Origin of the sequence: Amycolatopsis sp. GA6-003 (assembly GCF_046267895.1) — a bacterium.
Lineage (GTDB): Bacteria > Actinomycetota > Actinomycetes > Mycobacteriales > Pseudonocardiaceae > Amycolatopsis.
Genome location: NZ_CP176499.1, coordinates 7,969,007 through 7,993,453 on the forward strand (window position 1 = coordinate 7,969,007; position 24,447 = coordinate 7,993,453).

At 71.3% G+C, this 24,447-nt stretch carries 21 protein-coding genes; 13 read left to right on the forward strand and 8 right to left on the reverse strand.

Translation table 11 applies throughout. From position 1 onward, the window contains the following. The first annotated feature begins 67 nt into the window (after window positions 1-67). From ettA to F9C12_RS35915, 7 genes are all read left to right on the forward strand, one after another. A complete protein-coding gene (gene ettA / locus F9C12_RS35885) occupies window positions 68-1,744 on the forward strand; it encodes an energy-dependent translational throttle protein EttA (RefSeq protein WP_409186176.1) in 1,677 nt (558 codons plus the stop codon). A gap of 19 nt (window positions 1,745-1,763) precedes the next feature. Beyond that, entirely contained in the window at window positions 1,764-4,373 is a 2,610-nt protein-coding gene (locus F9C12_RS35890; protein WP_409463407.1) for a hypothetical protein, read from the forward strand. A gap of 847 nt (window positions 4,374-5,220) precedes the next feature. Next, a complete protein-coding gene (locus tag F9C12_RS35895; protein WP_409463408.1) occupies window positions 5,221-10,203 on the forward strand; it encodes an NAD-glutamate dehydrogenase in 4,983 nt (1,660 codons plus the stop codon). Beyond that, window positions 10,200-10,622 (forward strand): acyl-CoA thioesterase, encoded by a 423-nt coding sequence (locus tag F9C12_RS35900; RefSeq protein WP_409186179.1) that lies wholly within the window; start codon window positions 10,200-10,202, stop codon window positions 10,620-10,622. Before F9C12_RS35895 ends, F9C12_RS35900 begins: the two co-directional genes overlap by 4 nt. Then, window positions 10,615-11,250 (forward strand): hypothetical protein, encoded by a 636-nt coding sequence (locus tag F9C12_RS35905; RefSeq protein ID WP_409186180.1) that lies wholly within the window; start codon window positions 10,615-10,617, stop codon window positions 11,248-11,250. Before F9C12_RS35900 ends, F9C12_RS35905 begins: the two co-directional genes overlap by 8 nt. A gap of 45 nt (window positions 11,251-11,295) precedes the next feature. Beyond that, window positions 11,296-11,562 carry a hypothetical protein gene (locus F9C12_RS35910; RefSeq protein WP_409186181.1) on the forward strand — a complete coding sequence of 89 codons (267 nt, stop codon included), beginning with the start codon at window positions 11,296-11,298 and terminating at the stop codon, window positions 11,560-11,562. A 260-nt stretch (window positions 11,563-11,822) separates the two neighbouring features. After that, window positions 11,823-12,269 carry a DUF6292 family protein gene (locus F9C12_RS35915; protein WP_409463409.1) on the forward strand — a complete coding sequence of 149 codons (447 nt, stop codon included), beginning with the start codon at window positions 11,823-11,825 and terminating at the stop codon, window positions 12,267-12,269. Window positions 12,270-12,275: 6 nt separating this feature from the next. On the opposite strand, the gene F9C12_RS35920 is transcribed toward F9C12_RS35915, so the two are convergent. Together F9C12_RS35920 and F9C12_RS35925 are read right to left on the reverse strand one after the other, a co-directional pair. Then, window positions 12,276-13,172 (reverse strand): acyl-CoA desaturase, encoded by an 897-nt coding sequence (locus tag F9C12_RS35920; RefSeq protein WP_409186937.1) that lies wholly within the window; start codon window positions 13,170-13,172, stop codon window positions 12,276-12,278. A gap of 394 nt (window positions 13,173-13,566) precedes the next feature. Beyond that, a complete protein-coding gene (locus F9C12_RS35925; RefSeq protein ID WP_101434095.1) occupies window positions 13,567-13,770 on the reverse strand; it encodes a cold-shock protein in 204 nt (67 codons plus the stop codon). A gap of 387 nt (window positions 13,771-14,157) precedes the next feature. Here F9C12_RS35925 and F9C12_RS35930 point away from each other — a divergent pair, with 387 nt between their 5' ends. Beyond that, window positions 14,158-14,346, forward strand: coding sequence for a hypothetical protein (locus tag F9C12_RS35930; RefSeq protein ID WP_409186183.1), 189 nt, complete (start codon window positions 14,158-14,160; stop codon window positions 14,344-14,346). A 93-nt stretch (window positions 14,347-14,439) separates the two neighbouring features. Here F9C12_RS35930 and F9C12_RS35935 read toward each other — a convergent pair whose 3' ends face one another. Genes F9C12_RS35935 through F9C12_RS35945 form a run of 3 tightly spaced genes read right to left on the reverse strand, consistent with a single transcriptional unit; the run spans window position 14,440 to window position 17,448 of the window. Then, complete coding sequence (locus F9C12_RS35935) at window positions 14,440-16,029, reverse strand: glycoside hydrolase family 13 protein (protein WP_409186184.1); 1,590 nt, start codon at window positions 16,027-16,029, stop codon at window positions 14,440-14,442. After that, the gene (locus F9C12_RS35940) at window positions 16,029-16,418 is read right to left on the reverse strand and encodes a globin (RefSeq protein WP_369806064.1); all 390 of its coding nucleotides are present in this window, start codon (window positions 16,416-16,418) and stop codon (window positions 16,029-16,031) included. The genes F9C12_RS35935 and F9C12_RS35940 overlap by 1 nt, the downstream gene beginning before the upstream one ends. Window positions 16,419-16,446: 28 nt before the next feature. Continuing rightward, a complete protein-coding gene (locus F9C12_RS35945; RefSeq protein ID WP_409463410.1) occupies window positions 16,447-17,448 on the reverse strand; it encodes a mechanosensitive ion channel family protein in 1,002 nt (333 codons plus the stop codon). 411 nt (window positions 17,449-17,859) lie between these two features. Here F9C12_RS35945 and F9C12_RS35950 point away from each other — a divergent pair, with 411 nt between their 5' ends. Further along, window positions 17,860-18,312: an HNH endonuclease gene (locus F9C12_RS35950; RefSeq protein WP_409186186.1), complete on the forward strand. Its 453-nt coding sequence runs from the start codon at window positions 17,860-17,862 to the stop codon at window positions 18,310-18,312. Window positions 18,313-18,413: 101 nt separating this feature from the next. On the opposite strand, the gene F9C12_RS35955 is transcribed toward F9C12_RS35950, so the two are convergent. Further along, entirely contained in the window at window positions 18,414-18,677 is a 264-nt protein-coding gene (locus F9C12_RS35955) for a hypothetical protein (protein WP_409186187.1), read from the reverse strand. A gap of 28 nt (window positions 18,678-18,705) precedes the next feature. Between F9C12_RS35955 and F9C12_RS35960 the strand changes: the two genes are divergently transcribed. From F9C12_RS35960 to F9C12_RS35970, 3 genes are all read left to right on the forward strand, one after another. Next, a complete protein-coding gene (locus F9C12_RS35960) occupies window positions 18,706-18,834 on the forward strand; it encodes a hypothetical protein (RefSeq protein WP_409186188.1) in 129 nt (42 codons plus the stop codon). 309 nt (window positions 18,835-19,143) lie between these two features. Next, the gene (locus F9C12_RS35965; protein WP_037814055.1) at window positions 19,144-19,398 is read left to right on the forward strand and encodes a hypothetical protein; all 255 of its coding nucleotides are present in this window, start codon (window positions 19,144-19,146) and stop codon (window positions 19,396-19,398) included. Next, window positions 19,385-19,867, forward strand: a complete 483-nt coding sequence (locus F9C12_RS35970) for a DUF5130 family protein (RefSeq protein ID WP_409186189.1) — start codon at window positions 19,385-19,387, stop codon at window positions 19,865-19,867. The genes F9C12_RS35965 and F9C12_RS35970 overlap by 14 nt, the downstream gene beginning before the upstream one ends. Before the next feature lie 343 nt (window positions 19,868-20,210). Here the strand turns inward: F9C12_RS35970 and pepN are convergent, their stop codons facing one another. Then, complete coding sequence (gene pepN, locus F9C12_RS35975) at window positions 20,211-22,778, reverse strand: aminopeptidase N (protein ID WP_409186190.1); 2,568 nt, start codon at window positions 22,776-22,778, stop codon at window positions 20,211-20,213. 177 nt (window positions 22,779-22,955) lie between these two features. On the opposite strand from pepN, the gene F9C12_RS35980 reads away from it, so the two are divergent. Further along, window positions 22,956-23,576 (forward strand): DsbA family protein, encoded by a 621-nt coding sequence (locus F9C12_RS35980; RefSeq protein WP_409463411.1) that lies wholly within the window; start codon window positions 22,956-22,958, stop codon window positions 23,574-23,576. 45 nt (window positions 23,577-23,621) lie between these two features. Here F9C12_RS35980 and F9C12_RS35985 read toward each other — a convergent pair whose 3' ends face one another. Next, a complete protein-coding gene (locus F9C12_RS35985) occupies window positions 23,622-24,413 on the reverse strand; it encodes an MBL fold metallo-hydrolase (RefSeq protein ID WP_409463412.1) in 792 nt (263 codons plus the stop codon). Window positions 24,414-24,447: the final 34 nt, after the last annotated feature.

Consider the following 24,447-nt stretch of genomic DNA (forward strand, 5'->3'; position numbering starts at 1 on the left):
CTGACCCTCGGTAGCGCGGTGGTGACCGCCGTCAGGCCGCTGGAGGAGCCACTCTACGATCGACGGCATGGCCGAGTTCATCTACACCATGAAGAAGGTGCGCAAGACCGTCGGGGACAAGGTCATCCTCGACGACGTGAGCACCGCGTTCTACCCCGGAGCCAAGATCGGCGTCGTGGGCCCGAACGGCGCCGGCAAGTCGACCGTTCTCAAGATCATGGCGGGGATCGAGCAGGCCAGCAACGGCGAGGCTTTCCTTCAGCCGGGCGCGAGCGTCGGCATCCTCATGCAGGAGCCGGAGCTGGACGAGACCAAGACGGTCCGGCAGAACGTCGAGGAGGGCCTCGGCGACACCAAGAAGAAGCTCGACCGCTACAACGAGATCGCCGAGCAGATGGCGACCGACTACAGCGACGAGCTGATGGAGGAGATGGGCCAGCTCCAGGAGGAGCTGGACCACGCCGACGCCTGGGAGCTCGACTCGACCGTCGAGCAGGCCATGGACGCGCTGCGCTGCCCGCCGCCGGACGAGCCGGTCACCCACCTCTCCGGAGGCGAGCGCCGCCGCGTCGCGCTGTGCAAGCTCCTGCTGTCCGCGCCCGACCTGCTGCTGCTCGACGAGCCCACGAACCACCTGGACGCCGAAAGCGTGCTGTGGCTGGAGCAGTTCCTCTCCAACTACAAGGGCGCCGTCCTCGCGGTCACCCACGACCGGTACTTCCTGGACAACGTCGCCGAGTGGATCATGGAGCTCGACCGCGGCCGCGTCGTCGGCTACGAGGGCAACTACTCCACCTACCTGGAGAAGAAGCGCGAGCGGCTCGAGGTGCAGGGCAAGAAGGACGCCAAGCTGGCCAAGCGGCTCAAGAGCGAGCTGGAATGGGTGCGGTCCAACGCCAAGGCGCGCCAGACCAAGTCCCGTTCGCGGCTCGACCGGTACGAGGAGATGGCCGCGGAGGCGGACAAGCACCGCAAGCTCGACTTCGAGGAGATCCAGATCCCGCCGGGCCCGCGCCTGGGCAGCGTCGTGGTCGAGGTCGAGAAGCTGCGCAAGGGCTTCGACGACCGGGTGCTCATCGACGGGCTCTCGTTCAACCTGCCGCGCAACGGCATCGTCGGCGTGATCGGCCCGAACGGCGTCGGCAAGACCACGCTGTTCAAGACCATCGTCGGGCTCGAGGAGCCGGACGGCGGCTCGGTCAAGATCGGCGAGACGGTCAAACTGTCCTATGTGGACCAGACGCGCGGCGGGATCGACCCGAAGAAGACCGTGTGGGAGGTCGTGTCCGACAAGCTCGACTACATCCACGTCGGGCAGACCGAAATGCCCTCGCGCGCGTACGTGAGCGCGTTCGGCTTCAAGGGCCCGGACCAGCAGAAGCCGGCCGGCGTGCTGTCCGGCGGCGAGCGCAACCGGCTCAACCTCGCGCTGACGCTCAAAGAGGGCGGGAACCTGATCCTGCTGGACGAGCCGACGAACGACCTGGACGTCGAGACGCTGGGCTCGCTGGAGAACGCGCTCGAGCAGTTCCCCGGCTGCGCCGTCGTGATCTCCCACGACCGGTGGTTCCTCGACCGGGTCGCGACGCACATCCTCGCCTGGGAAGGCACCGACGAGGACCCGGCGAAGTGGTTCTGGTTCGAGGGCAACTTCGAGGGCTACGAGAAGAACAAGGTCGAGCGCCTCGGCGCCGAAGCGGCGCGTCCGCACCGGGTCACCCACCGCAAGCTGAAGCGCGACTGACCGGCGCGGGGGGTCCCGAGTGGAAACCAGCAGGCACAACCGGCCCAGCCCGTCCGCGACCGCGGACGGGCGGCCCGCCGTTGCCGGTGGCGGGACCCTCGCCGACCTCGGCCGGCTCATCGACCGGGCGGAATCGCTGCGGTTGCGGGCGCCCGAGCTGTCGCTGGTGCTCGGCGAACGCTCGGCCGCGCTCGCGGAGGCGGCGGGCGCGGACGGGCACTGGATCCGGGCGGAAGCGCTCGTGGTGTCCGCTCGCGTGCGGACTGGGGCGCGGACGTCCACGGTCGGCCGCGCGGTCGCGGCGTTGCGCGCGGCCGAACACGCCGGCTACGTCACGACGGCGGCGCGGCTGCGCGTCGACCTCGCGATCTGCGCGCGCAGCCTCGGCGTCCCGCTGATGGGGCTGGCCGCGCTGCGGCCGGTGCTGTCCGAGGACGTGCCGCCGTCGCTGCGCGCGGAAGCGCTGTGCCACCTCGTCGGGTGCCTCGCCCCGTTCGGCCGGAAGGCGGAGCTGGACCGGGTGCTCGTCGAGGCGGACCGGCTGCTGGTGGCCGACGATTCGCTCGACGCCGACGACCGGCTGCTCATGCGGGCGTTGCTGCGCAACGGGACCGCGGCGCACCGGCGCCGGCACGGGGACCTCACCGCGGCCGCGGACGCCGCGCGGACCGGGCTCGGCTTCCTCGAGAAGATGGACCGTCCCGGCGACGACGGCGGTCTCGTCCGGATCCGGCTCGTGCTGCAGCTGGTGAGCACGCTGCTGGACCGCGGCGACGCGGACATGGCTTACGACATCGCCGAGCCGATGCTGCGGGAACCGGTCCGCGCCGCCGGGGTCGCGCCCGCGGCGTGGCTGCGGCTGGCGGTCGCGACGCGCATCCACCTGCCCTCCGGAGCCGGGGACGCCGCCGCCGAGCTGGTGGGGGAGGCCGTCGCGGCCACCGATCGGCACGGGCTCGCGGCGGTCACCGCGCGGCTGTGGCTGGAGCTGGCGCAGATCGAGGAACGGTTCGGCAGCGCGGAAGAGGCCATCGGCTGCCTGCACCGGGCCCGGGCCGCCGAACACGTGCACGCGCGCGCCCGGCGCCAGGCGTGCGGGCTGATCGCGGGCGAGCTGGGCGGGGACTCGGTCGCGTCGATGGACCTCGACGACGTTCTCGCCGCGTCCGCTCCGCGCGACGGGCGCCCGGTGTCGATGGAGGTCGAACCGCGGGTCGCCGCCGAGGAGACCTCGGTGCTGCCGGCGATCCGGGACGTCCCGGCCGAGCGGCCGGACCCGGTCGCGGCTCCGTTGCCGGTCGTTCCGGCGCAGGTCGAGGTGCCCGCGGAGCCGGTTTCGGCGGCGGCCTGGGTCGAGGCGGCGGAGAAGAAGCCGGCGTGGTCGTTCCGCCGGGCCGCCGCGGAGACGGAGGCCGAGCAGACTTCGGTGCTCCCGGCGATCCGGGAGACGGCCGAGGAGGCTCCCCGAACCGGCGGACGGCGGCGGACCGAGGACCGCAAATCGCCGGTGCTGCCGGGGTGGGCGCGGCCGTTCGGGCGGAAGAACGCCGACGCGCCCGCGCCGCGGAAACGGGCGGCTGCGGAGGACCCGAAGGCGGAGCCCGTCGCGGAGGGCGCGGCCGGTCGGCGGGCGGAAGCGGCTCAGGCTGCCAGCGCGGCCGAGGCGAGGGCTTCCCAGGTCGCGGAGAGGCAGCCGGAAGCCGCGCAGGGGGCGAAAAACCCGGTCGCGGAGCCTGCGCCGGGGTGGCGTCGGGCGGAGAAGGCGCAGCCTGCTGAGGACACGCAGGTCCGGTGGCCGGAGAAGCCGCGGGGGGACGAAGCGCCCGCTCGCCGGGAAGAGAAGCCGCGGTCCGAGGAGCCGCCGGTGCGGGTGGCTGACGAAACGCGGTCCGAGGAGCCGCCGGTGCGGGCGGCTGACGAAACGCGGTCCGAGAAACCGTCGGTGCGGGCGGCTGACGAAACACCGGCCGAGGAGGCGCCGCGGTTCTCGCTGCGGATGCCGGATCTGTCGGACATTCTGCCGGAGCTGCCGCTCGCCCCGGCTCCCGCGGACGAGCCCGCCGCGCCGTTGTGGGAAAGCGCCGAGTGGGCGCAGGAGGAAGCGGCCCGCCGCGATTCCCGCGGCCGCAAGACCCGGCACGACGCCGAACACGGCTCGGTCGCCGCGAAGTCCGTGCTGGACCGGCTGGGCATCACCGCGACCGGCGGGGGCGGCGGACGGCGCCGCGCCGACGAGGCCGACCGTCCCGAACCCGCCGCGGCGGAACCGGAAACCGCGTCGCCGGACAAGGCGGAGCTGGCCCCCGCACCGCGCCCGGAGGAACCCGAGCCGGTCGAGGAGCCCTGGCTGCCGCGCCTGCGGATGCCTCCGGCGCTGGACCCGCTGTCGGACATCGATGCGTGGACGCCGTCGGAGCAGCCGTTCCCGGAGAGCTACGCGCGAGCCATCGCGGAGGACGAACCGCCGCCGGACGCCGGTCTCGCCGAACTGCTCGCCCGCGCCCTCGCCGAACACCAGGCGGGCACCGCGAGCGCGGCCGCGCTGATGAAACGCCTCGGCCCGAACGACGAACCGAAGCCGATCAACGGCCGCGCGACCGCGGACCGGCACCGCACCAACGGCGACTGAAAGTTCTTGCGCCGCAGGGGAAGTGCTGGCTCGGCAGGGCAGTTTCCGCGGCGGGGCAGGGGATCGCGCATCGACGCGGACGCGGCTTGGGCCCCGGACTTCTGCGGGCGAGCGCGGTCCGTGCCGTCGGAAACTTCGTCGGCGCGAAGATTTCCCGCGGCTGCGGCCCGTGAGGGGAACCTTCACGGGATCTGATTCCCCCAGGGTTCCCTGCACGGTCTTCTGCGGGCGAGTGCGGCCCGCCCCGTCGGGAAAACTTCGTCGGCGCGGAGATTTCTGCGGCTTCGGCCCGGGGGTCCGTGAGGGAAACCCGCACGGAATCTGATTCCCCAGGCGTCCGCTCCCGGACTTCCGCGGAGCCGAAGCGGGAGAAGGTCGGTCGCCGCGTTTCCCCCTGCACCAAGCGCTTTTCCCAGTCACTGGGCGGACGCGCCGGGATTATGCAGCACAAGCCACCCGAAGCCCGCCGATCGGCGAAGCATCCGGCTCCCGTCCGCCGCAACGGAAGAATTAGCCCGTACGGGTGGGAATTCTCGCAGGAGAGGGACGCAACCTTTTCCGTTCTCGCCGCGGGCGTTACGGGAGCTGAACCGATCCCGAAGCGGCTCCCGGAGCATCGGAACCCGCGCTCCGGCCTCGTGCCAAGCCTTTTGCCGGGAACCGCCGCCGGCGAACTCGTCGGTAGCTGAACCGATCCCGCGCGGGGGCGCCGCCGGGGACCCCGGAAGCGAACCTTAAGTCTTTCCTTGCCGCGCACAGGGGCGTTCGAAGGCGGATTAGGGTGAGGGAAGTCCGGCACGTCGTGGTGACGGACGCATCTCGGTCTCGCACACTGGAGAGTTGCTCAATGAGCTCGACGGGAGTTTCGTCCCCGCCCGATGTCGGCACCGAAGCCGGCGCCGCCCGCCGCACGACGGCCAGCCCGGAGCAAATCCGGGACGAGCTGATCGACACCGCCGCGGCGCAGGCGCCGGAGATCGCGGACCTGATCCGCTTGTACTACCGGCACATCCCGGCCGACGAGATCGTCGGCGACGAGCCGGTCGCGCTCGTCGGCGCGGTGCGTTCGCACCTGCAGCTGGCGAAGCACCGCATGCCCGGGCGCCCGGCGGTCCGGCTGCTGAACCCGACCACCTCCGAGGACGGCTGGACGCGCGACGCGACCGTCGTGCAGGTGGTCACCGACGACATGCCCTACCTCGTGGACAGCGTCACCGCGGAGTTCGCCCGCGACGGAGTGCAGGTGCAGCGCATCGTGCACCCGATCGTGGTGGTGAGCCGCGGCCTGACCGGCGAGCTGGAGGGCCTGCACCTCGACGCCGACCCGGCCGATCCGCCTGCCGGCGCGTCCGCGGAATCGTGGATGCTGGTGGAAATCGACCTCGTCACCGACCCGCAGCGGGCACGCGAGCTGGACAACCGGCTGACGTCGGTGCTCGGCGACGTGCGCGAGGTCGTCGAGGACGCCGAGAAGATGGCGCAGACGGCCTGCTCGCTCGCGGAAACGCTGGAGCAGCACCCGCCGAAGCTGCCCAGCGACGACGAGGTCACCGAGGGCGCGCGGCTGCTGCGCTGGCTCGCCGACGGCCACTTCACCTTCCTCGGCTACCGCAGGTACGAGCTGGTCGACAGCCCGCAGCCGGACAGCGACGAGCCCGCCCTGCGCGCGGTTCTCGCGTCCGGGCTGGGCGTGCTGCGCCAGGACAGCCTCGCCGCGCGCAGCCTCACCGCGGGGCCGGACAGCTCGGTCGACGCGCTCGCGCCGTCGCTGCTCGTGCTCACCCAGGCCAGCGCGCCGAGCACGGTGCACCGTCCGGTTTATCCGTATTACGTCGGCGTGAAGACGTTCGACGAGCACGGCAAGGTCACCGGCGAGCACCGCTTCCTCGGCATGTTCACCACCACCGCGCTGCACGAGAACGTGCTCGACATCCCGGTGGTCGGCCAGCGCGTGCGCGAGGTGATCCACCGCGCCGGGTTCCCGATGGAGTCGTTCTCCGGCCAGCGGATGCTGGAGGTGCTGCAGAACTGGCCGCGCGCGGACCTGTTCTCCGCGGACACCGAATCGCTGTACTCCACCACCACCGGCGCGATCACGCTGTCGGACCGCCGCCGGCTGCGGCTGTTCCTGCGCCGCGACCCGTACGGCCGCTTCTACTCCTGCCTGGTCTACCTGCCGCGCGACCGCTACACCACGCGTTCGCGGCTGGCGATGCAGGAAGTGCTGCTGGAAGAACTCGAAGGCACGCAGCTGGAGTACAGCGCGCGCGTCGGCGAAACGCTGCTGGCGCAGGTGCACTTCATGGTGCACACCGATCCGTCGAACGTGCTCGAACCGGACACGCTGCGGATCCAGGAACGGCTGAACACCGTCGTGCGCAGCTGGGACGACCGGCTGGTCGAGGCGATCATCGCCGAACGCCGCGAGCGCGTCGGCGACGGCAGCCCGACCGGGATGACGGGCGAGGAGTCCGCGGTCGACCGGGGGCAGCGCTTCGGCGCGGTGTTCCCCGAGGCGTACAAGGAGGATTTCACCGCCGAGGACGCGCTGGCCGACCTGGCCAAGCTCGACACCCTCTCGGACGAGGGCGACCTCGCGCTGTCGTTCTACCTGCCCGCGGACGCCGAACCCGGCGAGCGGCGGTTCAAGCTCTACCTGCGCGGCGAGGGCGTCACCCTGTCCAAGGTGCTGCCGGTGCTGCAGGCGATGGGCGTCGAGGTGGTGGACGAGCGGCCGTACGAGCTGTTCCGCGAGGACGGCGGGGCCAGCTGGATCTACGACTTCGGCCTGCGCGTCGACAAGAAGGGCCTCGAAGAGGCCGACGAGGCCGCCGCGGTCGAGGTGCGCGAGCGGTTCCAGGACGCGTTCCACGCGGCGTGGCGCGGCGACGCCGAGGTCGACGGGCTCAACGGGCTCGTCCTGCGCGCCGGGCTCACCTGGCGCCAGGCCGCGGTGCTGCGGGCCTACTCGCGCTACCTGCAGCAGGCGCGCAGCCCGTTCTCCCAGTCCTACATCCAGAACACGGTCGTCAAGCACACCGAGGTCGCGAAGAAACTGTTGCGGCTCTTCGAAACCCGCTGCGATCCGCAACTGTCCGATGTGGACCGGAAAACGCACGCGGAATCGCTGACCGCCGAGATCTCCTCGATGATCGACGAGGTCACCAGCCTCGACGAGGACCGGATCCTGCGCCGGCTGCTCGCGGTCGTCAACGCAACCCTGCGCACGAACTACCACGTGCGCGACGCCGACGGGAACCCGCGGCCGTACCTGGCGCTCAAGCTCGACCCGAGCGGCGTGCCGGAACTGCCCGAGCCGCACCCGAAGTACGAGATCTTCGTGTACTCGCCGCGGGTGGAGGGCGTGCACCTGCGCTTCGGCGAGGTCGCCCGCGGCGGCCTGCGCTGGTCGGACCGGCAGGAGGACTTCCGCACCGAAATCCTGGGCCTGGTCAAGGCGCAGGCGGTGAAGAACGCGGTGATCGTGCCGGTCGGCGCGAAGGGCGGCTTCGTGGTGAAGCGCCCGCCGGCCCCGACCGGCGACGCCGGGGTCGACCGCGACGCGCAGCTCGCCGAGGGCATCGCCTGCTACCGGATGTTCATCTCCGGCCTGCTGGACCTCACCGACAACCGCGTCGAGGGCGAGACCGTGCCCGCGCCGAACGTGGTGCGCCACGACGCCGACGACAGCTACCTCGTCGTCGCGGCGGACAAGGGCACCGCGAAGTTCTCCGACATCGCCAACGAGGTCTCGGCGCAGTACGGCTTCTGGCTCGGCGACGCGTTCGCCTCCGGCGGTTCGGTCGGCTACGACCACAAGGCCATGGGCATCACCGCCAAGGGCGCGTGGGAGAGCGTGAAGCGGCACTTCCGCGAGCTGGGCAAGGACACCCAGACCGAGGACTTCACGGTCGTCGGCATCGGCGACATGATGGGCGACGTCTTCGGCAACGGGATGCTGCTGTCCAAGCACATCCGGCTGGTCGCGGCGTTCAACCACATGCACGTCTTCCTCGACCCGAACCCGGACGCCGCGTCGTCCTACGAGGAGCGCAAGCGGCTGTTCGAGCTGCCGCGCAGTTCGTGGGACGACTACGACCGCTCGCTGATCAGCGAGGGCGGCGGGATCTACCCGCGCTCGGCCAAGACCATCCCGATCACCCCGCAGGTCCGCGAAGCGCTCGGCCTCGACGAGGGCGTCACCAAGCTCGCGCCGATGGACCTGATCCAGGCGATCCTGCTGGCCCCGGTCGAACTGCTGTGGAACGGCGGCATCGGGACCTACGTCAAGGCCGAGAGCGAAAGCCAGGCCGCGGCGGGCGACAAGGCCAACGACGCGATCCGCGTCAACGGCAACCAGCTGCGCGTGAAGGTCGTCGGGGAGGGCGGCAACCTGGGCCTCACCCAGCTCGGCCGGATCGAATTCGCTCGCAACGGCGGCAAGATCAACACCGACGCGCTCGACAACTCGGCCGGCGTCGACTGCTCCGACCACGAGGTCAACATCAAGATCCTGCTGGACCACCTGGTGGCGACCGGCGAACTGGAGCACGCGCGGCGCAACGAACTGCTCGGCGAGATGACCGACGAGGTCGGCTCGCTCGTGCTGGCCGACAACTACCGGCAGAACGCGGTGCTCGGCGTCAGCCGGGCGCACGCCGGGCCGATGGTGTCGGTGCACGCGCGGCAGGTGTCCGCGCTGGTCGCCAAGGGCGCGTTCGACCGCAAGCTGGAGGCGCTGCCGACCCCGTCGCAGTTCCGCGCGCTGGAGAAGGCGGGCGAGGGCCTGACCTCGCCGGAGCTGGCGACGCTGCTCGCGCACGTCAAGCTCGACCTCAAGGACGAGCTGCTCGCCTCCGACCTGCCCGAGTCCGAGGTGTTCACCCGCAGGCTGCCGGAGTACTTCCCGGCCCCGCTGCGGGAGCGCTTCGCCGCGGCGATCGCGCAGCACCCGCTGCGCCGGCAGATCATCACCACGCTGATCACCAACGAGCTGGTCGACGGCGCCGGCATCTCGTTCGTCTACCGCCTGATGGAGGAGATGAACGCGACCGCCACCGACGCGGTGCGCGCGTACGCGGTGGTCACGCACGTCTACGACCTGCCGAAGCTGTGGGCCGAGATCGACGCGCTGGACAACGTGGTGCCGACCGAGGTCGCGGACGGGATGGTGCTGGAGACGCGGCGGCTGCTCGACCGGGCCGCGCGCTGGTTCCTGACCAACCGCCCGCAGCCGCTCGCGCCGCTGGCCGAGATCAACCGGTTCGGCCCGGTGCTCGCGGAACTCGGCCCGAAGCTGGGCGAGCTGCTGCGCGGGCGCGAGCTGGAGTCGGTGGAGCAGGACGCGGCCGCGCTGGTCGAGAAGGGCGTGCCCGCCGATCTGGCCCGCCGGGTGGCGCTGCTGCTGCACAGCTACGGCCTGCTCGACGTGGTCGAGGTGGCGGAGCTGGCCGAGCAGCAGGTCGGGCTCGACGCGACGCACACCCCGGCGGACACCGCCGAGCTGTACTACGCGCTGTCGGACCACCTGGACATCGACAAGATGCTCACCGAGATCAGCGCGCTGGAACGCGGCAACCGCTGGCACGCCCTCGCCCGGCTCTCGCTGCGCGACGACGTGTACGGTTCCCTGCGCGCGATCGCGCTCGACGCACTGCGGCACAGCGACCAGGACCTGTCCGTCGACGAGCAGATCGAGCAATGGGAGAAGGCCAACGCGTCGCGGCTTTCGCGGGCGCGCGTGGCGCTGGACGAGATCACCCGTTCCGGGCGGCTCGACCTCGCGACGCTGTCCGTGGCCGCGCGCCAGATCCGGAGCACGGTGCGGTGACATTCGTTTCCCACGTCCAGCCGCGATGGTCGGACATGGACGTGTACGGGCATGTCAACCACGCGAACGTGGTGACGCTGCTCGAAGAGGCCCGGGTGCCCGTGCTGTTCGGCGAAGCCGAGCGCGCGGGGCTCACCGAACTGCCGAAGGGCGTCGTGGTCGTGAAGCTCGCGGTGCATTACCGCGCGCCGATCGTCGCGGCGCCCGGCCGTTCGGTGCGCGTGGAGCTCACGCTCACCGAGTTGAAGGCCTCGACGGTGACGCTCGGGTACGTCGTGCGGACCGGCCCGGAGGCGAGCGATCCGGTCGCGGTCACCGCGGAGACCGTGCTGGCCCCGTACGACACGGTCAACCTCCGGCCGCGCCGGCTCACCGACGAGGAATCCGAATTCCTCAAGCGGGTGCTGGCCGATGCCTGAGCTGCGGATTCCCGATCCGGACGACCGGGAGACGCTCAGCGCGTTCGTCGCCCGCGCGGTGCGGCTGGACGGCACGACCGCCGTCCGGCTGCGCCGCCGGGGCGACGACGTCGTCGAGGCGTGGACGGCCACCCCGTTCGACGTCCTCGCGACCCGCGCGGTGGCCGGGACGGTGACCCCGGCGGACGTCACGGTCTCGGGCAACGAACTGCTCGCGGCGCTCGCCGTCGCGGGCGGCGAGGTGATGGACCCGGGTCCGGCGCGCGACCTGCTGTGGCACGCCGAGCTGCCGGTGTCCGACCGGTGGCGGAAGGTCGACGAGCTGCCGGTCGGCGTGGTGTCGGACCTCGCGGACCGCGGCGTCGCGCTAGCCCGCGACAACGCCGGTCCGCACGGCACGCCGCCGGCCTCGCTGATGGACCAGGCGGTGCTCACCGTCACCGGGGGAGACCTCGAGGTCAAGGTCCAGATGCGGTGCCTGTTCGCGCTGTCCGGGATGGGCTTGTTCGATTCGTCGATCGACGGCGACGTGGTCCGGGTGACCGCCACCGATTCGTGGCTGCGCCTCGACGCCCGCTACGGCGCGGTGCTGAAGCGGCGCCAAGCGTTGCTGCCGCTGGTTTTCTGAGCCGATCCGCTGGCGGGAGCCGTCCGGCGATGTCATCGTGAACGGATGACGGACCCCGACGGCGACCCGACCGCGGACTTCCTCGCCGAAGTCCGGGCCGAGGAGACGCCGTGGCGCACCGACCGGCCCGCGGACGCCGATCCCGCGCCGGAAGCCGGACCGGGACCGGGACCCGGCCGCGCCCGGTCGGTGGTGCGCGCGGTGGGCGAGGCCGCGCCGTACGTGCAGGCGGGCCTGTTCGCCGCGTGGATGGCCACGTCGATCGCGGACTCGGCCGACGGCGGCGGCCAGACAGGCGATGGCGGCGGCTAGCCGGAGCCGGCCGCCTCGACTGTCCACGATGGACTTCGTGCCCGGCGGACCTCCGCGCGCAGGCGCGGATTTCGCCCGCGGCGGCGGCCAGACGGGTTGATCTGGGCTGCGGGCTTGTCCCAGCGGGTAGAGTCGGGGTGCGGTCCAGCTGCCGGATGCGGGATCCGGTGCGACCCCGATCATCGCGACCGCCGCCCTTCGCGCGATTCGACGACCCCGGTTCCCGCGCGAAGCGGATGCGGCGGCGGAAGAGGAGACCCATGCTCCTGTCCGGTCCGGAACGCCCGATGTCCCTGCCCGCCGCGGACGATCCGCAGGCGCTGCGGCGCGTCCTTGCCGACTACGTGCGCGAGGTCGCCGCCGCGGTCGGGGTGTCGGCGGAATGCACGTCCTGCGAGGTCGCCGACACGGTCACCGCGTATGTCGCGCTGAGCGGGCGGTCGCCGCGGTTTCCCGGGCGGGATCTGATGCTGGTGTGGAGCGTGCGGCAGGGCTGGACCGTCGCGGTGGAGACGACGCCGTCGGAGGCCCCGCAGGTGGTGGCCCATCTGGGCGGGGACGTGACGCCCGCGCCGGAGCGGGTGCGGCAGTTCGTCACCGAGGTTTTGCGCTCGGCCGAGGCGGCCGGGAACCCGGGGCCGGCGCTCGCCGCGCTGGGCGGCGGCGACCTGCGGACCCGGCTCGAGGAGCGGGTCCGCAGGTCCTGAAGCCGCTCAGGCGGCCTTGAGCTTGCGGGCGAGGCGTTCGGGCCGGGGCCAGCGCACGTGCGAGGCCCAGCGGAACTTCTCGAACATCCAGATCAGCCGCGCCGAGATGTCGAGCTGGCCGCGGCCGACGCCGTGCCGGGCCCCGGTCGGGTCGGCGTGGTGGGAGTTGTGCCAGGACTCGCCGAAGGACGCGATCGCCAGCGGCCAGAAGTTCGCCGAACGGTCGCGCGCCTCGAACGGGCGCTCGCCGATCAGGTGGCACAGCGAGTTGACCGACCAGGTCACGTGGTGCAGCGCGGCGACCCGGACCAGCCCGGCCCAGAAGAACGCGGTCAGCGCGCCCCACCAGGTCATCGTGATCAGCCCGCCGAGCAGCGCGGGCAGCAGCAGCGTCGCGGCGGTCAGCACCGGGAAGAGCCGGTCGATCCGCTTGAGGTCGGAGTCGTCGAGCAGGTCCGGGGCGAACCGGCGCGGGTTGGTCCGGTCGCGGCCGAACAGCCAGCCCATGTGCGCGTGCCAGAAGCCCTTCGCGAGCGCGGCCGGCGACGTGCCGAAGCGCCACGGCGAATGCGGGTCGCCGTCTCGGTCGGAGTAGGCGTGGTGGCGGCGGTGGTCGGCGACCCAGTCGATCACCGGTCCCTGCATGGCCATGCTGCCCGCGACGGCGAGCGCGATCCGCAGCCCGCGGCGGGCGCGGAACGCGCCGTGGGTGAAGTACCGGTGGAAGCCGACGGTGATGCCGAGGCCGCTGACGCAGTAGAACGCGACGGCGAGGCCGACGTCCAGCCAGCTCAGCCCCCAGCCCCAGGCCAGCGGCACCGCGGCGGCGACCGCGAGGAGCGGGACGACGGCGAAGAGCTTCACCAGGAAGGCCTCGGTGCCGGTCTTGCGGCCGGCGAGGATGGGCTGCGGCGTTTTCGGGGGACGCTGGACGGTGCTCTGGGTTTCGATGGGTAAACGCTCCTACTCGAGCTGGTCCGGCCGCCGCGCTCTGCGGGGCCGAGGCCGATGCCGCGGCGCGCACCGCGGCGGCCGGGGGACCGCCTCGGGGGACGCGCCGTGCGCTGCGAACTGACCGGGCAGGGGAGGGCCGTGCGGCCAGTCGCGACCTGTCCTGGTCAACGGGTGATCTCGCGTCCGGGTTCCCGGAACGCGGAAGACCTTGTGCGGCCGGGGGAAGTCACCGGGCCGCACCGGGGTGCCGAACGATTTCGGCCGCCGGGGACGGGAACGTCCGCTTCGGCGCGGGTCCCCTGGTGCGGAAAACCTTCCGCACCAGGGGAAACACCGGGGAAACTCAGACGGCGCGAACGCCGGTGGCCTGCGGGCCCTTCTGGCCCTGGCCGACCTCGAACTCCACGCGCGCGTTCTCCTCAAGGCTGCGGAACCCGTTGCCCTGGATCTCGGAGTAGTGCACGAAGACGTCGGCGCTGCCGTCGTCCGGGCTGATGAACCCGAAGCCCTTTTCGGCGTTGAACCACTTCACGGTGCCTTGCGTCATAAAAACGATCTCCATCGGACTCACAACAGATGCCACCTCGGCATCCGGGTCTGGCAACCGACGGTGTGCCTTCCGAAAGAGAAACACCACGCCCGCTACATCTTGCGAGCGGGCTGCGGGACGTACCCACCGCGCGAACACAAAACACGACCGTCTTCAGTAAAGCACGCCCGGGCCGGACCCACCAGTGCCGCCGCCCGAACGGTCCATTGTGGACGTCCCGGCGCGCGCGGCGGGGGACGGCTCGCGGGCGGGCCGGGGCGGGGGAGTAGCGTCGACGGGGTCGAGAAGTCCCACCGTGCGCCGGCGCTCGAGCCGGCGTCGTCCCCGGCGGGTCCGCTTCCCGCGGCGCCGCCGGTGGCCCCTTCCACCTCGACGAGGAGCGACATGCGCTCGGAACGACGTCCGCTGTCCGCCGAAACCAGTGAATTCGCCCGTGCCCGGGTGTCCGCCGAACAGGACCTGCGCGTCCAGCAGTGCCACGCCGCCCGCACGGTCGCGGGACACGCGCACGATGTCGACGACCTGCGGGGATTGCTCGCGATGCTCGGCCTGGAGGCGGGTGCCCGCGTCTGATCCCGGCCCGGCCCGGCCGCCGAGAGGCGGACCGGGCGACGGCCGGGTTTTCGAGGCCTGAGCCGCCCCTCCCGGGCAGCGGAGAGGCCCGGGCTACGCCAGCCAGGCGGCCGAATCGGGCGCGAGCCTTCCGTCGACCAGCGGGCTGCTGGTGAGCAGCACCTCGCCTGGCGGCAGCACGATCGAGCTGGCCGAGGTGTTCAGCGCGCAGATCAGGCCGCCCCGGCCGCGGCGGAACGCGAAACAGCCCGCGGGCGCGCCGAACCACTGCAGCTCGTCGCCGCCGCGGAATGCCGGATGGTGTTTCCGCAGCTCCACCGCGCGCCGGTACAGCGACAACGTCGATTCCGGGTCCTCGAGCTGCCGTTCCACGGTGAGCGGCGCCCAGTCAGCGGGCATCGGCAACCACGTCTGCGCGGTGCGCGAAAACCCGTACGGCGGAAGCGTGCCCTCCCAGGGCAGCGGCACCCGCTCGCCGTCGCGGCTGAACTCCGGGCCCTGCGAGCGGGCGCGCGGGTCGGTCATCGCTTCCGGCGGCAGGTCGGCGTTCGGCAGGCCCAGCTCCTCGCCCTGGTACAGGTAGACCGCGCCGGGCAGGGCCAGTTCCACCAGCGCCATCGCGCGCGCCCGGCGGAGCCCGGTGGCGCCGCCGCCGTACCGGCTCGCCGCGCGCCAGACGTCGTGGTTCGACAGCGTCCAGGTGGCCGGAGCGCCCGCCGTGCGCGGCACCGCGAGCGAACGCTCGATCGACGTGCGCATCGCGTCCGCGTCGAAATGGGTGAGCACCAGGCGGAAGTTGAACGCCAGATGCAGTTCGTCCGGACGCAGGTAGCGCGCCAGCCGCTGTTCGTCCTGCACCCAGATCTCGCCGACGGCCATCGCGTCCGGGTACTCGTCGAGCACCTTGCGGATCAGCCGGTGCACCTCGTGCACGCCGTCGTCGTCGAAGCGCGGGTCGCCGGGCGCGCCGCCGCCGTGCGAGGGCGTGTCCGGGTCCATGTCGGGCAGTCCGGCGGGCTTGGCCATGCCGTGCGCGACGTCGATCCGGAACCCGTCCACGCCCCGGTCGAGCCAGAACCGCAGGGTCCGCTCCAGATCGGCGCGGACGTCGGGATGGGCCCAGTTCAGGTCAGGCTGCTGCGGCGCGAACAGGTGCAGGTACCACTGCCCGTCCGGCACCCGCGTCCACGCCGGCCCGCCGAACACGCTGACCCAGTTGTTCGGCGGCTCGGCCCCGCCGGGACCGCGGCCGTCGCGGAAGTGGTAGCGCTCCCGCTCCGGGCTGCCCGGCCCGGCGGCCAGCGCGGACTTGAACCACGCGTGCTGGTTGCTCGTGTGATTGGGCACGACGTCCACAGTGACCCGGATGCCGCGCCGGTGCGCCTCGGTGAGCAGCACGTCGAAGTCGCCGAGAGTGCCGAACATCGGGTCGACGCCGCGCGGATCCGCGACGTCGTAGCCGTGGTCGGCCATCGGCGAGGGGTAGAACGGCGTGAGCCACAGCGCGTCGACGCCGAGCAGTTCCAGGTAGCCGAGCTTGCTGCGGATGCCCTCGAGATCGCCGATGCCGTCCTCGCCCGAATCGGCGAACGACCGCACGTAGATCTCGTAGAACACCGCGTCCGACCACCACGACGGCCGCGGAAGGCGCTCCGGCCGCCGCCCCGCGACCCTGCGTCTCATCAGACGAAACTGTTCATCATGCTGTGCGCGGCCATTTCCAGGTACGCCCACAGCTGGCTGAGGTACGGCTCGGGCAGGTTCTCCTCGTCGATCGCGATCCGGATGCAGCGCAGCCACGCGTCGCGTTCGATCGGGCCGATCTTGAACGGCGCGTGCCGCATCCGCAGCCGGGGGTGGCCGCGCTGGTCGGAGTAGGTGTGCGGACCGCCCCAGTACTGGATGAGGAACAGCCGGAACCGTTCCTCCGCCGGGCCGAGGTCCTCCTCCGGGTAGAGCGGGCGCAGCACCTCGTCGCGGGCCACTTCCTCGTAGAACCGCTTGATGATCCGGCGGAAGGTCGGTTCGCCGCCCACCGCCTCGTACAGGTTCGCCGGTTCCGGCTCGCTCACAGTCGACACCCCTCCATCTTGCCCTGTCTCAGCTCCGCGGCGCGCCCGACTGCTTGTCCTGCATGGACGACAGCAGCCGGCCGAGCGGCGGTTCGAAACCGGCCTCCTCCAGCGCGCCGAGCAGCTGCCCGCGCAGCTTCCGCTGCACCGCCCACTGCTTGCCCGGCCGCACCTTGACCGTCAGGCGTACCACGATGCCCTCCGGCGTGACCTGTTCGACGCCGAGCATCTCCGGCGGCTCCAGCACGTTCGCCGCGAGCGCGTCCGATTCGACCGCCTTCGTGGCCGCGTCGCTGAGCACCTCGGTGGCCTTGTCGACGTCCGCGGAGTAGCTCAGCGGGACGTCCACCACGGCGTAGGCGAAGCCCTGGCTGGAGTTGCCGACGCGCAGCACCTCGCCGTTGCGGACGTACCAGACGGTGCCCTTCAGGTCGCGCAGCGTGGTGATGCGCAGGCCGACCGCCTCGACGGTGCCGGTGGCCTCGCCGATGTCCACCACGTCGCCGACGCCGTACTGGTCCTCGATCATCATGAACATCCCGGAAAGGAAGTCCTTGACCAGGTTCTGCGCGCCGAAACCGAGCGCGACGCCGACGATCCCGGCCGAGGCGATGATCGGGGCCAGGTCGATGCCCAGTTCGCCGAGCACGAGGATGAACGCGAGGCCGTAGATCAGGAACGTCGCCAGCGACTTCAGCACCGAGCCGATCGTCTTGGCACGCTGCCGGCGGCGCTCCACGACGGCGGTGCCGAGCATCTCCGGGGCGCGCTCGCGAAGCGGCCGCAACAGCGAGGGGATCTTGCCGTTTCCGCCCGAGGCCGGGAGCGTCGTGACCCGCTCGATCACCCGCTTGGTGAGATAACGCACCACGAACGCGATGACGAGGATCATGATGATCTTCAGCGGCTTCGTGAGGAGCCAGCCCGCCGACGCGGCGAGCCACTCGTTGTGCGTGACCGAGTAGACCTGGGCGCACCACGACCCGGCCTCGGAGATGCAGCTGGGCGGAGCGCTGAGCACGGCATTCACTGGCGGAGAAAGTCCCTTCTCGCTTCGTTGCCCCGGCGGCGCGCAAGCGGCCGGCGGGTGGCCGCCGGGTCGCGGGTATGTGACACGTCACAGAACACGCGTGCGCCGGGGCCCTGATGTGTGGTCGACTATGCCTGCACCGGTGGAGGTGGTCGAGTGCCAGACCGACAACCCGTCCCCCTCGGCGGAGCCGGCCAAGCCATGGCCGGGCAACCGCCGGAGGCGATCCTGCGTGCCTGCCCGGGAGGGTCCGCATCCGGCGGCTCCGTCCCGTCCGGGCCGGGGACCCGTCCAGGGGGAGCATCCCGTCCGCCCGGACAGCGTAGAGCCCGCGATCCGGTCGCCCCGGCGTGGGGGCGGCGCCGGGTCCTCCTGCTCAACGCCACTTTCGAACCGCTCACCGCGGTGCCCATGCGGCGCGCGGTGGTGCTCGTCATGTGCGGGAAGGCGGAGGTCGTCCACGGCGATCCGGGCGGCGTCGAACTGCACGCCGCGACGGTGTCGCTGCCCGTGCCCTCGGTGATCCGGCTCAGCACGTACGTGCGGGTGCCCTACCGGGCGCAGGTGCCGCTCACCCGGGCCGGGCTGATGCACCGGGACCGGCACCGCTGCGCCTACTGCGGCGGGCGCGCGGAGACTATCGACCACGTCGTCCCGCGCAGCAAGGGGGGTCCGCACAGCTGGACCAACTGCGTCGCCTGCTGCGCGAAGTGCAACCACCGCAAGGCCGACCGGCTCCTGTCGGAGCTGGGCTGGCGGCTGCGCGTGGTGCCGCGCGCCCCGCACGGCCCGCACTGGCGGCTGCTGGCGCATTCCAAAGAGGCCGACCCGCTGTGGCGGCCGTATCTCGGGTCGGCGGCCTAGCCGTTCCCCGGACACGCCGGCGCCCCGGCTGCCAGTGCGGCGGCCGGGGCGAGCCGATGGAGCGTGCTCGACGTTTCTCCGAACCGGGGCCGGGTCGCGGCTCAGGCGGCGAGGCGGTAGTCCGCCTGGCAGGTGACGCGCGTGCCCATCGTGACCCGGGTTCCGCGCGTGACGCGCGTGCCGCGGGTGACGCGGGTGCCCATCGTGACGCGCGTGCCGCAGGTGACGCGGGTGCCTGCCGTGACGCGAGTTCCCCGGGTGACGCGGGTGCCGCGCGTGACGCGCGTGCCCATCGTGACGCGAGTTCCGGCCGTGACGCGGGTCCCGCGGGTAACGCGGGTTCCCCTGGTGACTCGAGTTCCCATGGTGACCCGGGTACCCATTGTCACGCGAGTGCCCGCGGTGACCCGGGTGCCGCGGGTGACCCGAGTGCCGCGCGTAACCCTGGTGCCGGACGTGACCCGCGTTCCGGGCACGAATCCGGTCTCGCTGGGTGACGAAATGGTCTCGGTGATCGCCTGAGCGGGGGGCTGGACGCTCTGCATGAGGTGTCCTCCTGGGACCGGTGCGTGACGGGCTGGGGCTGGGGAGGCGGGCGCAAGGCCCGTACAGGTGAAAAAGCTACGAGGATTTCAGGGTTCGGACAAGCCGGGATCGCCCGGTACGGCCGCCTGTACGGCGAGTTGCCATCTTTCGGCCCGCAGCCCTTCGCCCCAACGTTCCAGCGGGCGCGGGCCAAGCGGCGGACGGCGCCTGAGCGGCGGCGAACGGTCGCCCCCGGTCGCCGGTGTCGCGCGGTGGCCGCCGGAGGCATCCGATACGCTCACCGGCGTGAACGTTGTCGAGACGATCCTGGTCTACGCGGTCATCCCCGGGGCCATTTACTTCGTGGTCGGCGCCGCGACCTTGCGGAAGAAGTTCTCGGGGACGCCGCGGTACCGGCCGGGGCAGCCGTGGGAGTACCCCGCGATGTGGTGGACCGCCAACCCGGACGGCGTAGGAGCCGGCCACGGCCCGGCGGTTGACGTGAATGCGGCGCCCGCGGGCGCTTCGACGGCCGCAGGAGGCGCTCGTGGCAAGTGGTGAACTGACCCGGACCGCGGTCGCGGAGAAGGACCTGGCCTTCGGCGAGGTCATCACCAACAGCGGCAGGCTGTCGGCGGCGAAAATGTACGAGCCCGCCGCGCCGACGAGCCCGTTCACGGTGCAGCAGCTGGCCCGCCTGGACGAGGCCCTGACCTTCGCGACGCGCGAGACCGGCCTCGACTTCAGCATCTACCTGGGCGACCTGGGCGAAGACACCCGCGCCGGCGCGGAATCGCTGCACGCCGCCACCGAGAACCCCTCGAACGCGGTGCTGCTGGCCGTTTCCCCCGCCCAGCGCGCGATCGAGATCGTCACCGGCGAACGCTCGCACGCCCGCCTGCCCGACCGAGGCGCGAACCTGGCCGTGGCGAGCATGGTGGCCTCCTTCAAGGAAGGCGACCTGACCGGCGGCCTGGTCAACGCCCTGCGCATGCTGAGCGACCAAGCAGGCCCCGCCCCGAAGCACTGACACCACACAAGCACAAGAGCCGATACGCCGCCCCTGGCGTATCGGCTCTTTTACGTTCCGCCCCAGGCTTCCCGTGAAGGCCACGACCAACCGCGAACCGCACGCCGCGAGCCCCCGCCACCACGCACCCAAGCCGCGCACCAAAACCGCACCGCTGCACCCAAACAGCGAGGCACCCACACCTCCCCCCCGCCCCCGATACGAAGCCTCCCTGCGGTTCGGGGGTGCTTGTCAAGGCATCTTTCCCGCCTTGACAAGCACCCCCGAACCGTCAGCACAATCAAGCTTCGGGGGCCCCACGCCACCCATCAACAGCAATGTCGCCGCCAGGCGACGAGCCCCCTCACCCCTGACTATCGAAATCCCGAGCAGCCAAAGCCCGGACAATCCCAGCCCGCCCCTCGGAAACCAGCCGCCGCAACGCAGCCGGATGCTCCCCGGCGAGCCACTCGTCCGAAGCGTTCACCGTCTCCGCCTCAACAGCCCAAGACGGATACAACCCGATCGCCGTAGGCTGCGCCCGCTCGCTGGACCGCCGAGCCCAGACATCGTCGATAACCTCGAAATACCGCCCGACATACTCCCCGAGCAAATGCTTCTGCCCGGGATGCGAGAACCCGGAAATCAACGCATCGCTGACCGCATTGGGAATCTCGTCGTCGTAAATAGCCCGCTGCCAGGTATCCGCCTTGGCCTCGGCGGTCGGCTGCAACGCCCGAGACCGCTCCGCATGCCGCCGCCCGGCAGCAGTGTCGTCCCGCCGCTGCTCGGCATCGATCTCCGCGGACCCAGCCTTCCCGTGCGCCACCAACGCCTGCAGCAACCGCCACCGCAAATCGGTGTCCACGGTCAACCCGGGCAACGGCGCGGACCCGTCCAGCCACCCGGCGATCTCCGCCAGAATCTCGTCCCCGAGAACCCCTCCGGCCAGCGAATTCACAAACGCCAGCTGGTGATCCGATCCAGCCTCCGCGGTGCGGGCCAGCTCGAGCAACCGCCCGCTGAACGCAGGCCATCCCTCGGCAGCAGCCCACTTCTGGTCCGCGTAAGAGTTCAACGCCGTCTGTGCCTGCAGCAGCAACCGCTGCACCACGCCGACCTCGCTCTCGGCGTGAATCCCGCGCGCCACCAGCGTCACGAAATCGCGAGCCTTCAGCTCGGCCTCGCGCGTCATCTCCCACGCGGCCGACCAGCACAGCGTGCGCGGCAGCGATTCGGTGATGTCGCCGATCCGGTCGATCAGCGTGGTCAGCGACGCCGGGTCCAGCCGCATCCGGCAGTAGGTCAGGTCGTCGTCGTTGACCAGCACGAGCTTGCCCGCGGCCTGGCCGACCAGGTCCGGCACCTCGGTGCGCTCGCCGGTCACGTCCAGTTCGACGCGGCGGGTGCGGACGATCTTGCCGTCGCCGTCCTCGTCGTACACGCCGACCGCGACGCGGTGCGTGCGCAGTTCGCCCGCGCCCGGCTTCGCGCCGGTCTGCACGACGGCGAACGACGAGAACGTCCCGTCCGGAGCGACCTCGTAGCGCGGGCTGAGCGAGTTGAGGCCGGTGGTCTCCAGCCATTCCGCGCTCCACCACGACAGGTCGCGGCCGGACGCCTCTTCCAGCGCCGCCAGCAGGTCCGCCAGCGTGGCGTTGCCCCACGCGTGCTTGCCGAAGTACACCTTGAGGCCGTCGAGGAAGTGCTCGATGCCCACGTAGGACACCAGCTGCTTCAGCACGCTCGCGCCCTTGGCGTAGGTGATGCCGTCGAAGTTGACCTCGACCGCGTGCAGGTCGACGATGTCGGCCGCGATCGGGTGCGTCGAGGGCAGCTGGTCCTGCCGGTAGGCCCAGGACTTCTCGATGTTCGCGAAGCTGGTCCAGGCGTTCTTGTACTCGGTCGCCTCGGCCTGGGCGAACACGCTCGCGAAGGTCGCGAACGACTCGTTCAGCCACAGGTCGTCCCACCAGCGCATGGTGACCAGGTCGCCGAACCACATGTGCGCCATCTCGTGCAGCAGCGTCTCGGCGCGCCGCTCGTAGGCGTAGCGGGTGACGCGGCTGCGGAAGACGTAGTCCTCGAGGAAGGTGACCGCGCCGGCGTTCTCCATCGCGCCCGCGTTGAACTCCGGCACGAACAGCTGGTCGTACTTGGAGAACGGGTACGGGGTGCCGAATTTCTCGTGGTAGAAGGCGAAACCCTGTTTGGTTTCGGCGAACAGCCGCTCGGCGTCCATGTGCTCGGCGAGCGACGCGCGGCAGTAGATGCCGAGCGGGATGGTGCGGTGCTCGTCGCGGAACTCGTCGGTCCATTCCGCGTACGGGCCGGCGACGAGCGCCACCAGATAGGTGGAAATCCGCTCGGATTCGGCGAACCGCGTGCGCCGCGCGCCGTCCTCGGTGTCCTCGGCGCTTTCGACGAGCGCGTTGGAAACGACCTTCCAGTCGCGCGGGGCGTGCACCGCGAGCCGGTAGACGGACTTGAGGTCCGGCTGGTCGAAGCAGGCGAACATGCGCTTCGCGTCGGCGGTCTCGAACTGGGTGTAGAGGTACACGCCGTCGTCGACCGGGTCGACGAACCGGTGCAGGCCCTCGCCGGTGTTCATGTAGCGGCAGTCCGCGGTGACGACGAGTTCGTTCTCCGCGGCAAGGCCGGGCAGCGCGATGCCCTTTTCCTCGGCGTAGCCGCTGACGTCCAGCTCAGTGCCGTTCAGCACGGCGGAGCGGACGCCTTCGGCGACGAGGTCGATCCACGACGCTTCGCCGGGACGGCTGCTGGAGAACCGCACCGTGGTGGTGGAGCGGAACGTCTTCTCCCCGGGACGGCCGCTGCCGTCGGTGAGGTCCAGCTCGATGTCGTAGGACGACACGTCCAGCAGGCCGGAGCGCTGCTTGGCTTCGTCACGCGTCAGGTTGGGGGCGGGCACGGGCACCTCTGGTCTTCGGTTCCGGTGGGCACGACGTTCAGCATCCAATCATGACGGGCCCGGAAGCGGCGACCAGGGAACAATGCGGAGGGGCCGCCGCGTTGCCCCGCAGTGCGGGGGTTCGCCCCGCCCCTCGGCGAGCGCCGGGGAGCAGCCTCGCCGAGGAGCCCGTGAAACATGACTGACTCGTCCCAGCCCGCCAAGGTGGACTTCTACTTCGACCCGATCTGCCCGTTCGCGTGGATTTCGTCGCGGTGGATCCTGGAAGTCGAGAAGCACCGCGAGCTGGACCTGACCTTCCGCGTGATGAGCCTTTCGGTGCTGAACGAAGGCCGCGAAGACCTGCCCGAGCGGTACAAGGCGCTGCTGAGCGAGGGCTGGGCCCCGGTCCGCGTCGCGACCGCGCTGGCGCAGACCCAGGGCCAGGAGGCCGTGCGGAACTTCTACACCGAGTTCGGCACCCGCTACCACAACCAGCACATCGAGGACCGCAAGCTCGTGATCAAGGAGGCGCTGGCCGCGATCGGCGCCCCGGCCGAACTCGCCGAGGCGGGCGAATCGACCGAATACGACGAGGCGCTGCGCAAGAGCCACCACGAGGGCATGGACCCGGTCGGCATGGACGTCGGCACGCCGACCATCCACGTCAACGGGACCGCGTTCTTCGGCCCGGTGCTGTCGTCGATCCCGCGGGGCGAGGACGCGCTGAAGGTGTTCGACGGCGCGGTCGCGCTGGCCAGCTACCCGGACTTCTTCGAGCTGAAGCGCACCCGGACCGGCGAGCTGAACTTCGACTGACGCTCCCTCGTGAGTGTTCATCCCGGTTCTAACCGGGATGAACACTCACGAGAACCCGAGCGCCGCCTTGGTGACGTCCTCGGGGTACGGCGAGCTTGCCAGGGCTTCTTCCCGCGCCGCGCCGCGCGTCTTCAGCTCGTGCAGGCGCAGCAGGCCGTCGCGATGCGTCCGGACGAACGCAGCGTCCACCGGGTCGCCGTGTCCCGGGACGACGATGCGCGGTTCCAGCGCGAGCAGTGCGTCCATCGCGGCGGCCCATGCGTCGAGCTGGTCGTCCGGGCTGAACGAGTACGCGGTGAATCCGTGCGGGCCGTGTTCCACGACGTCTCCGGCGAAGACCACGTCGACGTCCGGCACGTGCACCAGCAGGTCGTGGTCGGTGTGCGCCGGGCCGGGGTGTACGAGGGTCACGGTGCGGCCGCCGAGGTCGAGTTCGGCGCGGTCGGCTACGAGGCGGTCCGGCGGCATGAGGCCGGTGCGTTCGATGGCGTCGGCGATTTCCGGCTTGCCCTCTTCGCGGTAGTGCTTGGCCCAGGTTCGCTTGTCGGCTTCGCCGTTCTTCAGCAGGGCCTGCAGGCAGCCCGGGTGGGCCCAGACGTCGCACGGCAGGAACGGCGTGGTGCCGAAGGCGTGGTCGAAGTGCGCGTGCGTGTAGACGACCGACCACGGCAGTTCGGTCAGCTCGCGGACCGCGGCGGCGAATTCGGCGCCCTGGTCGACGTCGCCGCGGGTGTCGATCACCAGGCACCGCTCCCGGCCGAGCACCAAGCCGGTCGTGAGGTCCAGCTCGGCGTACCGGCGGGCGAAAACCCGGTCGGCGACTTCGGTCCAGGTCATTGCCCCTCCAGGAGTTCGCGCTGTGCCCTCGCCA

Excerpts from the sequence above, each read along its gene's own strand:
- F9C12_RS35895 (WP_409463408.1), top strand. The coding sequence starts at position 5,221 with ATGAGCTCGACGGGAGTTTCGTCCCCGCCCGATGTCGGCACCGAAGCC.
- F9C12_RS35905 (WP_409186180.1), top strand. The coding sequence starts at position 10,615 with ATGCCTGAGCTGCGGATTCCCGATCCGGACGACCGGGAGACGCTCAGC.
- F9C12_RS35950 (WP_409186186.1), top strand. The coding sequence starts at position 17,860 with ATGCGGCGCGCGGTGGTGCTCGTCATGTGCGGGAAGGCGGAGGTCGTC.
- F9C12_RS35955 (WP_409186187.1), bottom strand. The coding sequence starts at position 18,677 with ATGGGAACTCGAGTCACCAGGGGAACCCGCGTTACCCGCGGGACCCGC.
- F9C12_RS35910 (WP_409186181.1), top strand. The coding sequence starts at position 11,296 with ATGACGGACCCCGACGGCGACCCGACCGCGGACTTCCTCGCCGAAGTC.
- F9C12_RS35930 (WP_409186183.1), top strand. The coding sequence starts at position 14,158 with ATGCGCTCGGAACGACGTCCGCTGTCCGCCGAAACCAGTGAATTCGCC.
- F9C12_RS35985 (WP_409463412.1), bottom strand. The coding sequence starts at position 24,413 with ATGACCTGGACCGAAGTCGCCGACCGGGTTTTCGCCCGCCGGTACGCC.
- F9C12_RS35980 (WP_409463411.1), top strand. The coding sequence starts at position 22,956 with ATGACTGACTCGTCCCAGCCCGCCAAGGTGGACTTCTACTTCGACCCG.
- F9C12_RS35925 (WP_101434095.1), bottom strand. The coding sequence starts at position 13,770 with ATGACGCAAGGCACCGTGAAGTGGTTCAACGCCGAAAAGGGCTTCGGG.
- ettA (WP_409186176.1), top strand. The coding sequence starts at position 68 with ATGGCCGAGTTCATCTACACCATGAAGAAGGTGCGCAAGACCGTCGGG.
- F9C12_RS35915 (WP_409463409.1), top strand. The coding sequence starts at position 11,823 with ATGCTCCTGTCCGGTCCGGAACGCCCGATGTCCCTGCCCGCCGCGGAC.
- F9C12_RS35935 (WP_409186184.1), bottom strand. The coding sequence starts at position 16,029 with ATGAGACGCAGGGTCGCGGGGCGGCGGCCGGAGCGCCTTCCGCGGCCG.